The sequence below is a fragment of the Variovorax nitratireducens genome, assembly GCF_051216545.1.
In the GTDB taxonomy this organism is placed as follows: domain Bacteria; phylum Pseudomonadota; class Gammaproteobacteria; order Burkholderiales; family Burkholderiaceae_C; genus Variovorax.
This window is the reverse complement of record NZ_JBPJZO010000011.1, coordinates 126,495-139,456: the sequence shown is the minus strand read 5'-3', so window position 1 is coordinate 139,456 and position 12,962 is coordinate 126,495. Positions and strand designations below refer to the sequence as shown.

The window sequence follows — 12,962 nt, the reverse complement described above, 5'->3', positions numbered from 1 at the left end:
AGGCATGCCGCCCGCCCCATCTCTTTCGAGTGCCGAGTACCGCGTCTCGCCCGCCGATGCGGCCGGTTTCAGCACCCACTGCATTTCGCCGCTGAAGCACAACTTCCATGAGCATCCGCTGCTGCAATTGCCGGCGCTGGGCGAACTGGCGAAGTACCTGGCGCCGCTGAAGCAGTGCCGCTTCGTGCGCCCCGGCATCACGCAGGCCTCGAGCTTCGCGCATGACGGCGAGCACCCCGACGGCAAGAGCATCGACGAGGTGTTCGCGCGCATCCACGAGCCCTACTCGTGGGTGGCGCTCTACAACATCGAGGCAAACCCGGTCTATGCCACGCTGCTGGCGCAGATCATCGACACCGTGCGCCCGACCATCGAGCGCGAGCAGCCAGGCATCTTCCTGATCAACGGCTTCATGTTCCTCTCTGCGCCGCCCTCGGTGACGCCCTTTCACATCGACCGCGAGAACAATTTCTGGCTGCAGCTGCACGGGCGCAAGACCATGAGCGTGTGGGACCACACCGACCGCACGGTGGTTGAAGCCAGCGCGGTGGAAGACTTCATCATCACCAAGTCGCTCAGGCGCGTGCGCCTGAAAGAGGAGTACCGCGCACGCAGCCACGAGTTCGACACCGGGCCGGGCGACGGCATCTACTTTCCGAGCACCTCGCCGCATATGACCCGCTCCGAACCCGACTGGGTCAAGCCCGGCGACGGCGTGTCCGTGTCACTCGGCGTGACCTTCTACACCTCGGTCACGCGCCGGCATGCGCAGGTGCACCAGTTCAACCGCCTGCTGCGCCAGACCTTGAAGATGACACCGACCGAGCCAGGCATGTCGACGCTGCGCGACAGCGTGAAAGCGCCACTAGGCCGCATGGTCGGCGCCGCGCACTACCGCCGCAACGGCGGCACGCCGCCGCCAGGGGCCTACTGACCTGTCGAGAGAATTCGCGCGCGGCTAGAATCCGGCACGACACGCGGGTGTAGTTCAATGGTAGAACGGCAGCTTCCCAAGCTTCATACGAGGGTTCGATTCCCTTCACCCGCTCCAACATGGTGGTGGTCCACATGTTGGACTACCGCTCAGGCCTCCACATCCCTGGCAACGAGGCTCTGGCGCATCGCCTCTCCCTGGGCTTTCTGCACGTCTTCATGCTGGAGGTTGCCAACCTGCTCCGCGCAGTACGCAAGCAGCTCGTCGAGTTCGGTGGATTTGTCGAACACCCTGTCCGCACCGAGTTCTGCCGCACGCAGCCGGACTTCGCGCGTTGCGTAGTTCGTCAGTACCACGATCTTCTGGTACGGCTGCCTGTTCCGGCAGCCCGCCAGCACGCCCAGGCCGGTTCCGCTTTCAAGTTGCAGGTCGACGATCGCCAAATGCCAGCTGCCGTCGTGCGCCGCCAGCCAGTGATCGGTCTCCGCCTGGGTCTTGGAATGCGCGACCACGCGAACCTCGGCGATCTCCTGCAGGGTCTCGATCAGATTTTCCAGAATGACGGCGTTGTCTTCGGCCAGGTAGGTGATGAGTTTTTGCTGTTGCATTGGAGGTTCTCCTCCCGACAGTCTCCGCACCCTTCCCCCGCGCGCTGCCGTCAGCCTGCGTCTCGCCCCGTAGGACAGCGCGCGGCTGCGCCCGAACGGCTCTGCATGGACGTTCGACGCCGATTACTACTTTCTTATTCTTGCGTGTTCGCGCGGTGTCCGCGCAGGCGGAGGCTCGAAGCCTCACCGCCGCCGTAGCCCAAGCCCTGCCCCGCTGCAGGGGTTGAAACTACGCGTGGGCTGGCTCGCGCAATTGCTGCTGTTGGCCGGTTGCCTGCAGCGCAGTGGTCTGTGCGAGGTGCAGGATCTCTTCCACCTGATCGATCCAATCGAAGTCGGCGCTGGTCAGGAACACAGGTTTGTGCGGCGCCGCCAGGTAGCGCACCATGGCCTTCTCGCCGATTTCATCGCTGTGCAATTGGTACGCTTCGAGCAGCGATTCACCGCCACCGGTCGCGCCGAAATGATCACGCAACGGATCTTCCCCGATCTCCACGATGACACGGGTCGCGCCAGCTGCGCCCGGCGGGTAGATCGCAAACCGCACGCTGGCGGTGTCGAAACAAAATATGGCTTCGCTCACAGCTGTCTCCTCAGGTTGTCTCCTAATTTTTGAGCGTCGGTATCAGATGCTTCCGCGAAAGCGGCGGAGGACGGTAAATCGAGCAAGGTTCTGTAGGATGCGTCCTACGTTCGGGTGCGCCCGCGCCTGGCACGGCCTGACTAGGCCTGCAATCGACTCCGTAGCTGGGTCAGGCCGGTTCTCAGCGTCGCCAGATCGTCAGTCGAAAGGCCACATACCTTGGCGAAGGATTGATTCACCTTGACGCCTTTCTCCCGGAGGGCCCGCCCCTTCGGCGTCAGAGTCAAATCCAGGTTGCGCTCGTCCTGCTTGTCCCGCTTGCGCAAGAGCAGTCCTTCGGCCTCGAGACGCTTCACCACCGGCGTGACGGATCCTGAATCCTGCGACAAGCGTTCTGCGAGCGACTTGACGGTGAGCCCATCGCGCTCCCACAGCACCAGCATGACGAGGTACTGAGGGTAGGTCAGGCCAATGTCCTCCAGGAGCGGCTTGTACGCCTGCGTCATTGCCAGTGACGTCGAATACACGCTGAAGCACAGTTGCTGGTCGAGCAGCATCGCCTCTGACATCTTGCTCATAGAAAAGCCTCCATAACGTCCAGCATGATAATCATTAGCGCGCTAAGGTCATCGGCAAGAATGCAGGCTCGGAGACCGCGACTTCGCAGCCGGAGCAGCGTTGCTCCGGCTGGTTGGGTTCGCGATTACTTCAGGTGCTTTTTCAGCTCTGAAGAAGCCTGGAGCAGCGCCGAGCGGGTACTCGGAACTTTGGCCAGCACGTTGAGCAGCCCGAAGTCGTGAATCATCCCGTTGTAGCGCGTGACCGTGACATCGACACCGGCGGCGTCCAGCTTGCGGCCGTACGCCTCGCCCTCGTCGCGCAGCACATCGAACTCGGCCGTCTGGATCAGCGCAGGCGGCAGGCCTTGCAGCTGAGGCACCGTCGCCTGCAGCGGCGAGGCGTAGATTTCCTTGCGCTTTGCAGCGTCAACCGTGTAGTTATCCCAGAACCACTTCATCATGTTCCTGGTCAGGAAGTAGCCGTTCTCGAACTGGTTGTATGACGCATTGTCGAAGCTGGCGTCGGTCACGGGCCACAGCAGCGCCTGGAACCTGATCTTCGGTTCGCCCTTGTCCTTGGCCATCAGGCTGACGACCGCGGCCATGTTGCCGCCGACGCTGTTGCCCGCCACGGCCAGGCGGCTGCCGTCGACCTTGATCTCCTTGCCGTGCTGGGCAACCCACTTGGTGGCGCCGTAGGCCTGGTTGATTGCGACGCCATAGCCAGCTTCGGGCGATGGCGTGTAGTCGACATAGACGGCCACTGCGCCGGAGCCGACGACCAGATCCCGAATCAGTCGCTCATGGGTCGGAAAGTCGCCCAGCACCCATCCGCCGCCATGAAAGAACATGAACGCCGGCAGGGTGCCGGTCACGCCGGCCGGTCGCACGATCTTGAGCTTTACGTCTTTGCCATCGACCTTGATCGTCTTTTCCGAGACGTCGGCCTTCGGCAGTTCGAGCTTGACGCTCGCCTGGGCGCCTACGAGAACGGCACGTGCGTCAGCGGCCGACAGTTGTTCGAGCGGCTTGCCGCCGCCGGAGGCCAGCGCGTCAAGGAAGGCCTTGGTGGTGTGCTCCGGTGCGGCGGCTATCGCCCCGCTCACGGCGGCGCTGACAAGAGAGGCCGCAATCGCTTTGGCGAACATGTTCATGATGAATCCTTTCGTCGATGATGACTTCAATAACTACGCAAATGGTTAGTGCGGTAAGTATTTATGACGCAACTCCCGCACTTCCTACGCCGGCCCCCAAGTGCATGTCCCCGGGGGGCCAACGCACCAATGTTATCGCACTAATGATTAGCGTGCAATGTAAATAGAAGCGCCGCAGTGTCGAAGGGACAAGGGGCCGGCTACGAACCCAGCAAATCCTGCGCTTCGTCGTCGAAACCGGGCACCGGCTGCGCCCTGGCCAGCGCCATCCACACGCCGAACGGAATGCGCTGCACTGGCCGGTGCAGGGCGGCACGGGCCACGGCGAGGTGGCCCTCTTCGAGCACCAGCACACCGCAGCCTTCGGGAACCTCGTCGGGCGACGCGATGCAGCGGCCTCTGGCGTCGTTGCCCAGCACATACCAGCACTCCCCGCCCAGATCGAGGTAGGCGGCCCGCTTGTCGGGCTTGCGCAGGTCGCCGAGCAGGTCGGCGCGGCTCACCTTCACCTCGTGCACGACCGGTTGTGCATAGGCCTCGACGCTGGTGTTGCGGATCGAGAACACGTCGGGCCGCGCGATGCACCAGCGTGGCTTGCCGCCCTCCTCTGTCGGCGCGAGCCGGGCCCGCAGGCTCAGGCCGCGCCAGGCGATGCGGCCGTTGCGCGTCATCTCGCGCGCCACACGTTCGACCAGTGCCTCGTGCGTGGACAAGGCGCCGCGGTTGACCACGAGCGAGTCCGCGATGTGTGCGATGCCGCGGTCGGTCACGCGCAATGTCTCGTGGCCCTGCGCCGAACGCACCCGCGCCAGCAGGCCGGCTGCGAGCAGGTCGACTTCGATGGCGTCGCAGCAAGGCCAGCCGGCCGAGCGGTACACCTCGCGCAGCCTGCGCGCATGCACGCGGCCCAGCATGAGCGTGTTGAGCGGCGGGTCGGCCACCGGCGGCGTGATGATCGGATCGATGATGGGCGGCTCGACCGCGGGCGGGTCGCCCTCGGGTGGCGGGCCGGGCGGCACCGCAGGCGGCATCGGCGGCACGCCGGTCGGCGGTGGATCGACGGGCACTTCGTGGGCAGTGATTTCGACAGCGTGCATGGCGACAGATTAAGGGCTAATGGAAGTCGCGGCTCGTGTGGTTGTGCGCCAGCCGGCCCATCAGCGGGGTCAAGTCCCTGAAGCCGGTGGCGACCAGGTGGCAGACCTTGCCGCCGCTGTCGACATCGCGCTGCCAGGTGCCTTGCACGGCCAGCAGATGCGACTGCAGCAGCGGATCGCGCCAGGCCTCGACCACGTGGTTCCAGACGATCACGTTGACGTTGCCGGTCTCGTCTTCGAGCGTGACGAAGATGGTGCCCTTGGCCGTTTGCGGGCGTTGCCGGCCCATCACGATGCCGCAGGCACGCACGGTGCGGCCGTCGGGCAGCGCCAGCAGTTCCTGCGCGCTCAGCAGCTTCATGCGCGCCAGCCGCGGGCGCAGCAGCTCGAGCGGATGGCGGCGCAGCGTGAGGCGCAGCGCGGCATAGTCGCCGACGATCTCCTCGCCCTCGGGCGCAGCGGGCAGCTGCAGGGCGCGCTCGTGGATCGGCACGCCCTTGAGCAGCGCGGGTGCACGGCGTTGCGCGGTCGCGTCCCAGACTTGCTGGCGGCGGTGGCCCGACAGTGCCATGAGCGCGTCGGCACCGGCGAGTACGGCCATGTCCTTGCCTTCGAGTTCGGCCCGCACGGCGAGGTCTTCGGTGCTGGTGAACGGGGCCTGCGCGCGGGCCTGGACCAGGCGTTCGGCACCGGCTTTGCTCAGGCCCACGATGCGGCGCAGGCCGAGCCGCACGGCCGGCTGACCGGGGTTGCCCGAGCGGTCGAGGAAGCGCGGGTCGACCGTCGTTGCCGCATCGGGCGCACGCGCCTCGATCGTGCAGTCGAGCGCGCTCACCATCACATCCACCGGGCGCACTTCGACGCCATGCCGCCGCGCGTCCTGCACGAGTTGCGAGGGCGAATAAAACCCCATCGGCTGCGAGTCGAGCATCGCAGCGAGGAAGCAGGCGGGCTCGTGGTATTTGAGCCAGCAGCTCACCACCACCAGCAGCGCAAAGCTCGCCGCATGGCTCTCGGGAAAGCCATATTCACCGAAGCCTTCGCACTGCTTGAAGATGGCCTCGGAAAACGGCCGGTCATAGCCATTGGCTTCCATGCCGCCCACCAGCTGCTGGCGGAATTTGTCGATGCCGCCAGTCCGCTTCCAGGCTGCCATGGCGCGCCGCAGGCGGTCGGCCTGGTCGGGCGTGAACTTGGCGGCAATCATCGCGATCTGCATCACCTGCTCCTGGAAGATCGGCACGCCGAGCGTGCGGCCCAGCGCTTCGAACAAGGCCGGATATTTGTAGACGATGGGCTGGCCCTTGCGCTCCTTCTCACGGTTCTTCAGATAGGGGTGCACCATGCCGCCCTGGATCGGCCCAGGCCGCACGATGGCAACTTCGACCACGAGGTCGTAGTACTCGCGTGGCTGCAGGCGCGGCAGCATCGACATCTGGGCCCGGCTCTCGATCTGGAACACGCCGATGGTGTCGGCGTCGCAGATCATGTCGTAGACCTCGGCGTCGTCGTTCGGGATCTGGTGCATCTCCAGCGCGCTGCCCCGCCACTGGTTGACGAAGTCGAGCGAGCGCTTGATGGCGCTCAGCATGCCGAGCGCCAGCACGTCGACCTTGAGCATGCCCATCGCTTCGAGGTCGTCCTTCTCCCACTGGATGACCGAGCGGTCTTTCATGGACGCCTTCTCGACCGGCACCAGCCGCGTGAGCCTGGTCTGCGTGAGCACGAAGCCACCGACGTGCTGGCTCAGGTGGCGCGGAAAGCCCTTGAGCTGCTGCGTGAGCTCGAGCCACTGGCGCAGCCGGAGCGTGCTTTCGCGCACGCCGGCGCTGGCCATCACTTCCTCGAGCCGCGCATCGAGGATCTCGGCGTCGAACCAGTGATGGTCCTTGGCAAAAGCGTCGATCAGCCGCGCGTCGATGCCGAGCGCCTTGCCCACGTCGCGCAGGGCGCTGCGCGTGCGGTAGCGAATCACGACCGCGGCGATGGCAGCACGCTCACGGCCGTATTTCCCGTAGATGTACTGGATGACCTCTTCGCGCCGCTGGTGCTCGAAGTCGACATCGATGTCGGGCGGCTCGCGGCGTTCGCGGCTCAGGAAGCGCTCGAACAGCATGTTGCCGGTTTCAGGGTCGATCGCCGTGATGCCGAGGCAATAGCAGACCGCCGAGTTGGCCGACGAGCCGCGCCCCTGGCACAGAATCTCTTTCGAGCGGGCGAAACGCACGATGTCTTCGACCGTGAGGAAGAACATCTCGTACTCGAGCTCGGCGATGAGGTCGAGCTCGTGCTGAAGCTGGCGCCGCACCTTCTGCGGAACGCCTGCCGGATACCGCGTGGCCGCGCCCTCCCAGGTTCGGCGCACCAGCGTCTGCGTCGGCGTTTCGCCGCCACCGACGTTCTCGAGCGGGTACTTGTAGGTCTCGCGGATCACGTCGGGGTCGAAGCGGCAGCGTTCCATCACCACCAACGTGTTGGCAAGCAGCGCTGGTGGACAAAGGTCGGCCAGCCGCAGTCGCGGCCGCAAGTGGCGCTCGGCATTGGCCTGCAGCGCAAAGCCGCAGCCGGCCACGGCCTTGCCTTCGCGGATGGCGGTGACCACGTCCTGCAACGGCTTGCGCGAGCGCACATGCATGTGCACATCGCCTGCGGCCACCAGCGGCACGCCGGTGTCGGCACTCAACTGCGCCAGCAGCCCGAGCCAGAGGTCGTCGTCGAGTTCATTGAGCAACTCGACCGCGATCCACAGGCTCGCGCCGAACCGGGCTGCAGCGCCCGCCACATCGTCGCGGAGCGCCGCCAGATCGACAGCGCCGCCAAAGACACGCTGTGGCACGAGCAGCACTTCGCAATGGCGCAACGAGGCGACGTCGCTGGCGTCCCAGCTCACGCGGTAGTCGCCCTTGGGAGCTTCGGTGGTGCGCGCCGCGGTAATGAACTCACAGAGGTTGCCCCAGCCTTCGAGGTTGTGCGCGATCACCACGAGCTTGAAGCGCTCGAACCGGAACTCGCTGCCGAACAGCAGGCGGAATCCGGGGTTGCGTGGCTGCGGTGCTTCGTCGGGATGCGTTTTGTCGTACTCGTCGAGCGCTTCGAGATGCTCGCGCAGGCCGACGTGCGCGCGCACCACGCCGGCGACCGAGCATTCGTCGGTGATGGCCAGCGCGCGGTAGCCGAGTTGGTAGGCGCGCGCCACGAGTTCCTCGGGGTGCGAGGCACCGCGCTGAAAGCTGAAGTTGGTCAGGCAATGAAGTTCGGCGTAATCCGGCAAGGCCAGGGCCGGCGCGGGCGCTGCAGGGAGCGGCAGCGCATGCAGCCGGGCCGGCCTGCGCGCTTGCAGTTGCTTGTCGCTGAGTTCAGGCATAGAGGCCCTGCAGATACCAGCGCGGCACTTCGTCGGAGGCGAGCGGCGCCGACAGCCGCTCGCGGTACACCCACACCAGGCCGGCTTCGGGGCTTTCGGCGATGTAGTAGTCGCGCACCGCGGGGTGGCCGCCCTCTTCGGCCGTGCCGCCCCACCAGCCGGCCTCCAGCCGCTGCGGGCCGACCAGGCGGCGCAGCTTGCCGCGGTAATGCGGGTGGCCATCGCGCATTTCGAGCGGCAAAGGCTCGCGCAGCAGCCAGGGCGGATAAATGTCAGCCCCCCGGCTTGCCACTTCGTGTGCTTCGCCACCCCCCGGGGGGGAGGCGCGGCCCGCCTTGGGGCGGCCCGGCGGCGACCGCATCTCCGCTCTGGAGGCCAATGCCGGCCGCCACGCCTGCATCGCCTCGGGCCGATGGTCGGCCTGCGCCACCGGCACCACCACCTGCTGCGCGCCGAGCCGCGCACTGAGCCGCTCGACCAGTTCGTGCAGCTTGTCGCCCTTGCGGTTGTCCTCGGGCAGAAAGCTCGTGCTGGCGCCGGCCCAGGGCGAGGTTTCGAGCGAGCGCAGGCGCAACCAGCTTGCGGGCGCGGCGAGTTGGGCGAGCGCGAGCCGCTCGCTCATCAAACGGCGCAGATGCGCCATGTCTTGCGTCGGCTCGGCCGTGCGCACGGTGATGCTCTGGTGCGGCGGCAGGTTGACGCCGTTGTAGCGCTTGAGATCCAGCGTCCACTGCAGTTCGAGCGCGACCGCCCCGCGCTGACGCGCGCGCAGCCAGATCTGCAGCGCCGCGAGCAGGCGGTTGGCCGACCACATGAGTTCGGGCGCCGTCTCGGCCAGCGCCGGCAACTCGAGCTTCTGCTCGAACACGTCAGGCAGCGTGAGCCAGCGGTGCTGCTCGGGACTCAGGCCCCAGGCCACATCGAGCGCCTCGCGCAAGGCCGTGCCGAAGCGCCGCGCCAGCCCGCCGCGCGGCAGCGCCGCCACGTCGCCCCAGGTGCGGCAGCCCAGGCGCTCCAGCACGTCGAGGTGATCGCGCGCGGCCGTGAGCGTGTGCAGGGGCAAGGCGGCGGGTGTGTCCGCCGGCGGCTTCACGCCGGCCGCATAAAGACGCAGCCGCGCCAGCGCGATCAGGCTGGTGGCACCCTGCGCCTGCTGGAGTCGCTGCGCCGGTGTGGATGCCGAGAGCAGGCGCATCAAAGGCAGCCGCCCACCCCACAGCCGCTCGCAGGCCGACACCTCGAGCAGCAGCGCTTCATCGAGCCAGGCTACCCGCGGCGTGTAGCCGAGCGCCCACCAGCCCAGGGCCTCTTGCGAGGGCATGGCGCAAGCAGGATCCTCGGGAAGTGGCGAAGCACACGAAGGGGCAAGCCGGGAGGCCTCGTCACGCCACTGCAAGGCGATCCAGTGCATGGAGCTCCCTCCTGCGCAGATCGAGTCGCACCACGATGCCGCCGGGCGCTGCGGGCATCGCAACGCCTTGCTGCTGCAGCCGCGCCTTGCGGCGCAGCTGGCTGGCAGCCAGCAGCGCCGTCATGCGCGCATTGCGGGCCGGCAGCGTCAATGGCGCGGCCAGCGGCGGGCCGCGGCGCTTGAGCAGGTGCACGTCCATCTGCCCGGCTTCGGCCGACACCACCTGCAACCGCAACCGGGCCGGCGAGGCCGACTGCGCCACCGATTCGGGCCGGAACACGAACAACAAGCCTTCGTGCTGCGCGGCCGCGAGCTGCAGCCGGCGCAATTCGCCCACGCGCGCCTGCGGCAGCCAGGCCAGCACGGCCGCCACATCGGCGCAGCGCAGCGCCTGCTCGCAGGCCCACAAGCGTTGAGCCCCCCCGCCCGGCGCGCCGCGCACCCACATCAACGCCTCCACCGGCAACCCGCCCGCCGCGAGTGCGGGCCCGAAGGGTTCGTGCGGGGCGCCGATCAGCACCACCGGCCCGCCCCGCGCCTGCACCGCCTGCGCCAGCGCAGGCAGTAGCAGTTGCCACACATGCGCCTCGGGGGCCGACTGCAGCACCTCGGTCATGGCGCCGACCGGCCAGCCGCCTCCCGGCAACTGCGCATCGAGCGCGGCATGGCCGGAGCCGACAACCTGCGCATCGGCCCCGCCCAGCTCGTCGCCGCGCCACATGTTGTGCCGCCCGGAGGTCAGAAAGGGGTCGAGGGAAGGAAGGCCCATGATGCAATCGAGTAACTGTATTTTTATACAGTATTCTGGCGGCATGGGTTTTTCTTTTTGCATGACCGCAGCGATCATTCGGGAACCCGCCATGAACCCTCCTTCCCTGCGTCGATCCCGCTTCCTTCGTCTCGGCGCCGGGCTCGCCTTCGGCGCCACGCTGCCGTTGTCCGCCCTCGCCCAACCCCGCCAGCCCACCCCCATGAACACCCGCCCCATTCCCGCCACCGGCGAAGCCCTGCCCGTGATCGGCTGCGGCACCTGGATCGGCTTCGATGTGGCACCCGACAGCGCCGAATACCAGCGGCTGCCGGGCGTGCTCGACGCACTGTTCGCCGCCGGCGGAAAGGTGCTCGACAGCTCGCCGATGTACGGCCGCTCCGAGGCCGTGGCAGGCGACCTGCTCGCCGTGGCGAAGCAGCGCGACCAGGCTTTTCTGGCCACCAAGGTCTGGACGAGCGGCCGCGAGGCCGGCATCGCGCAGATGGAGCAGTCGTTTGCACGTCTGCGCACCGAACGCATCGACCTGATGCAGGTGCACAACCTGGTCGACTGGCGCACCCACCTCAAGACGCTGCGTGGCTGGAAAGAACAAAAACGCGTGCGATATGTCGGCATCACGCACTACACCGCTTCGGCCTATGCCGAGGTCGAGGCCGTGCTGCGGGCCGAGAAGCTCGACTTTCTGCAGATCAACTATTCAATGGACGACCGCGCGGCCGAGCAGCGCCTGCTGCCGCTGGCGGCCGAGCGCGGCGTGGCGGTGATCGTCAACATGCCGTTCGGCGGTGGCGGCCTGCTGCGCAAGCTGCGCGACCAGCCCCTGCCCGGCTGGGCGGCCGGGATCGGCTGCACGAGTTGGGCGCAGGTGCTGCTGAAGTTCGTGCTGAGCCATCCGGCCGTGACCTGCACGATTCCCGGCACGAGCCGGCCGGAGCACATGGCGGACAACGCGGCGGCGGGGTCGGGCCCTGCGCCCGACGCCGCGTTCTGGCGCCGGCATGCGGCGTCCGTGCCGGTCTGACCGGCTCAGGCCAGAAAGCGCAGCAGCAGCGCGTTGACCTCGTCGGCCCGCTCGTACTGCACCCAGTGCCCGGCGCCGTCGATCACCACGCCTTCACGCCGCGGGTGGCCCGAAGTCAGTTGCGCCACCAGCGAGCGCGGCTCGGCGGTGACGTCGTACTCGCCCCAGACCAGCAACTGCGGCGCCGCGATCACGTCGAGCGCGGCCTGAAGCCCGCCGGCGAGCGACACCTCCTTGCTGCGAAAGCGTGTGCCGTGGCAGCTGATGTCGTGAATCTCGAAAGCCAACGGGTCGAAGCCCTTGTCGTGCAACATCAGCGCGCCAAGGTTGTGCTGCAGCGCGGCGCGTTCTTCCGCCCGGTTCGCGGCGGCGCGCCAGTTGATCATCTCGACCGTCATGCGCCGCAGCGTGCCGTGGCCACCGCTGCCCATCAGGGCAAGTCGCCGCACCGCGCCGCGCCCGGCCGCGAACTTCGCGGCCACCAGGCCGCCGAACGAAAAGCCGCCAAGGTCGATCGGCGTACCGGCACCGATCAGCATGTCGAGCGTGCCGCCCAGCGCTTTCAGCAGCGGGCCGACCGCCGCGTCGTCCGCCCCGGGCCGCGGCGGTGTGCCCGAATCGCCGAAGCCTGGCATGTCGGGCAGCCACAGCGTGCGTTCTGCCGCCAGCGCTTCGACGTTGCGCAGCCAGTGCATCCAGCTGCCATGGCCGCCGTGCAGCAGCACGATGGGCGGCTGCGCGGAGTCGGCCTTGCCGAAGCGGCGCCATCGCACGCGCACGCCTTCGTGCACCGGGTCGTGATGGGTGGCGAGCGCCTCGATGCGCTCGATGGCCGCGCGTGCGCCGGGGTCGGAATCGGGCGGGAAGTTCATCGGGGCAGCATGCGTTGCAGCTCTGGTTCGCCGTCCATGAACTGGTGCTTCAGCGCGCCCAGCACATGCAGGGCGAACAGCACATACAGCACGTAGCCGGCCCATTCGTGGACGGCGCCGAAAACGGTGTGCAGCGTTTCCTTCATGACAGGCTCGATGTCCATGATCCAGCCGATGCGCGGCCAGGGCACCAGGCCGAACAGTTGCATCGGATGCGTGGCCGCGTCCTTCCAGGCCGAATCGTGCATCCAGCCCGAGAGCGGCAGCAGAACCATCAGCAGGTAGAGCGCGCCGTGCGCCGCATGCGCGGCCCAGCGCTCGAGCCGACCGTAGCTGCCGGGCATTTCGGGTGGGCGGTGCGTGGCGCGCCAGAGAATGCGGACAATCACCAGGCCCAGCACCGTGATGCCGAGCGACTTGTGCGTGTCGACCACCGGCCGCACCCATTCGTCGGGAAACTGCTCGACCGTCAGGATCAAGGCGATGTTGAGGATCATCAGCGCGGCAATCAGCCAGTGCAGCAGGATGGCGGGGCGGGTGTAGCGGTCGGGAATCATGGGCATGTGGAATTTTTGCAGGGGAATCG

Annotated in this window: 12 protein-coding genes and 1 tRNA gene; 3 read left to right on the top strand and 10 right to left on the bottom strand. The window is 67.3% G+C overall.

Annotated features, from left to right (window positions below; genetic code table 11):
• Nucleotides 1-4 precede the first annotated feature (4 nt).
• Both ACSFA8_RS22155 and ACSFA8_RS22150 read left to right on the top strand, forming a co-directional pair.
• On the top strand, nt 5-934 hold the full coding sequence (locus ACSFA8_RS22155) for a JmjC domain-containing protein (protein WP_435481636.1): 930 nt from the start codon (nt 5-7) through the stop codon (nt 932-934).
• Nucleotides 935-977: 43 nt separating this feature from the next.
• A tRNA-Gly gene (locus ACSFA8_RS22150) sits at nt 978-1,051 on the top strand.
• A gap of 32 nt (nt 1,052-1,083) precedes the next feature.
• Here the strand turns inward: ACSFA8_RS22150 and ACSFA8_RS22145 are convergent.
• The 8 genes from ACSFA8_RS22145 to imuA form a co-directional block, all read right to left on the bottom strand.
• Nucleotides 1,084-1,542 (bottom strand): response regulator, encoded by a 459-nt coding sequence (locus ACSFA8_RS22145; protein WP_435481635.1) that lies wholly within the window; start codon nt 1,540-1,542, stop codon nt 1,084-1,086.
• A 229-nt stretch (nt 1,543-1,771) separates the two neighbouring features.
• Nucleotides 1,772-2,125 carry a hypothetical protein gene (locus ACSFA8_RS22140; protein WP_435481634.1) on the bottom strand — a complete coding sequence of 118 codons (354 nt, stop codon included), beginning with the start codon at nt 2,123-2,125 and terminating at the stop codon, nt 1,772-1,774.
• Nucleotides 2,126-2,265: 140 nt separating this feature from the next.
• Nucleotides 2,266-2,703 carry a MarR family winged helix-turn-helix transcriptional regulator gene (locus ACSFA8_RS22135; RefSeq protein ID WP_435481633.1) on the bottom strand — a complete coding sequence of 146 codons (438 nt, stop codon included), beginning with the start codon at nt 2,701-2,703 and terminating at the stop codon, nt 2,266-2,268.
• Nucleotides 2,704-2,828: 125 nt separating this feature from the next.
• The gene (locus ACSFA8_RS22130; RefSeq protein ID WP_435481632.1) at nt 2,829-3,839 is read right to left on the bottom strand and encodes an alpha/beta hydrolase; all 1,011 of its coding nucleotides are present in this window, start codon (nt 3,837-3,839) and stop codon (nt 2,829-2,831) included.
• A gap of 200 nt (nt 3,840-4,039) precedes the next feature.
• Entirely contained in the window at nt 4,040-4,936 is an 897-nt protein-coding gene (locus ACSFA8_RS22125) for a hypothetical protein (RefSeq protein ID WP_435481631.1), read from the bottom strand.
• Nucleotides 4,937-4,952: 16 nt separating this feature from the next.
• Nucleotides 4,953-8,300: an error-prone DNA polymerase gene (locus tag ACSFA8_RS22120; RefSeq protein WP_435481630.1), complete on the bottom strand. Its 3,348-nt coding sequence runs from the start codon at nt 8,298-8,300 to the stop codon at nt 4,953-4,955.
• Entirely contained in the window at nt 8,293-9,621 is a 1,329-nt protein-coding gene (locus tag ACSFA8_RS22115) for a DNA polymerase Y subunit UmuC family protein (protein ID WP_435481629.1), read from the bottom strand. Before ACSFA8_RS22115 ends, ACSFA8_RS22120 begins: the two co-directional genes overlap by 8 nt.
• A gap of 61 nt (nt 9,622-9,682) precedes the next feature.
• Complete coding sequence (gene imuA / locus ACSFA8_RS22110) at nt 9,683-10,480, bottom strand: translesion DNA synthesis-associated protein ImuA (protein ID WP_435481628.1); 798 nt, start codon at nt 10,478-10,480, stop codon at nt 9,683-9,685.
• Nucleotides 10,481-10,586: 106 nt separating this feature from the next.
• Here imuA and ACSFA8_RS22105 point away from each other — a divergent pair, with 106 nt between their 5' ends.
• Nucleotides 10,587-11,504, top strand: coding sequence for an aldo/keto reductase (locus ACSFA8_RS22105; RefSeq protein ID WP_435481680.1), 918 nt, complete (start codon nt 10,587-10,589; stop codon nt 11,502-11,504).
• A gap of 5 nt (nt 11,505-11,509) precedes the next feature.
• On the opposite strand, the gene ACSFA8_RS22100 is transcribed toward ACSFA8_RS22105, so the two are convergent.
• Together ACSFA8_RS22100 and ACSFA8_RS22095 are read right to left on the bottom strand one after the other, a co-directional pair.
• Nucleotides 11,510-12,376: an alpha/beta fold hydrolase gene (locus tag ACSFA8_RS22100; RefSeq protein WP_435481627.1), complete on the bottom strand. Its 867-nt coding sequence runs from the start codon at nt 12,374-12,376 to the stop codon at nt 11,510-11,512.
• Nucleotides 12,373-12,939: a cytochrome b gene (locus tag ACSFA8_RS22095; RefSeq protein WP_435481626.1), complete on the bottom strand. Its 567-nt coding sequence runs from the start codon at nt 12,937-12,939 to the stop codon at nt 12,373-12,375. The genes ACSFA8_RS22100 and ACSFA8_RS22095 overlap by 4 nt, the downstream gene beginning before the upstream one ends.
• Nucleotides 12,940-12,962 lie beyond the last annotated feature (23 nt).

Excerpts from the sequence above, each read along its gene's own strand:
- ACSFA8_RS22155 (WP_435481636.1), top strand. The coding sequence starts at position 5 with ATGCCGCCCGCCCCATCTCTTTCGAGTGCCGAGTACCGCGTCTCGCCC.
- ACSFA8_RS22145 (WP_435481635.1), bottom strand. The coding sequence starts at position 1,542 with ATGCAACAGCAAAAACTCATCACCTACCTGGCCGAAGACAACGCCGTC.
- ACSFA8_RS22135 (WP_435481633.1), bottom strand. The coding sequence starts at position 2,703 with ATGAGCAAGATGTCAGAGGCGATGCTGCTCGACCAGCAACTGTGCTTC.
- ACSFA8_RS22130 (WP_435481632.1), bottom strand. The coding sequence starts at position 3,839 with ATGAACATGTTCGCCAAAGCGATTGCGGCCTCTCTTGTCAGCGCCGCC.
- ACSFA8_RS22125 (WP_435481631.1), bottom strand. The coding sequence starts at position 4,936 with ATGCACGCTGTCGAAATCACTGCCCACGAAGTGCCCGTCGATCCACCG.
- ACSFA8_RS22120 (WP_435481630.1), bottom strand. The coding sequence starts at position 8,300 with ATGCCTGAACTCAGCGACAAGCAACTGCAAGCGCGCAGGCCGGCCCGG.
- ACSFA8_RS22115 (WP_435481629.1), bottom strand. The coding sequence starts at position 9,621 with ATGCCCTCGCAAGAGGCCCTGGGCTGGTGGGCGCTCGGCTACACGCCG.
- imuA (WP_435481628.1), bottom strand. The coding sequence starts at position 10,480 with ATGGGCCTTCCTTCCCTCGACCCCTTTCTGACCTCCGGGCGGCACAAC.
- ACSFA8_RS22100 (WP_435481627.1), bottom strand. The coding sequence starts at position 12,376 with ATGAACTTCCCGCCCGATTCCGACCCCGGCGCACGCGCGGCCATCGAG.
- ACSFA8_RS22095 (WP_435481626.1), bottom strand. The coding sequence starts at position 12,939 with ATGCCCATGATTCCCGACCGCTACACCCGCCCCGCCATCCTGCTGCAC.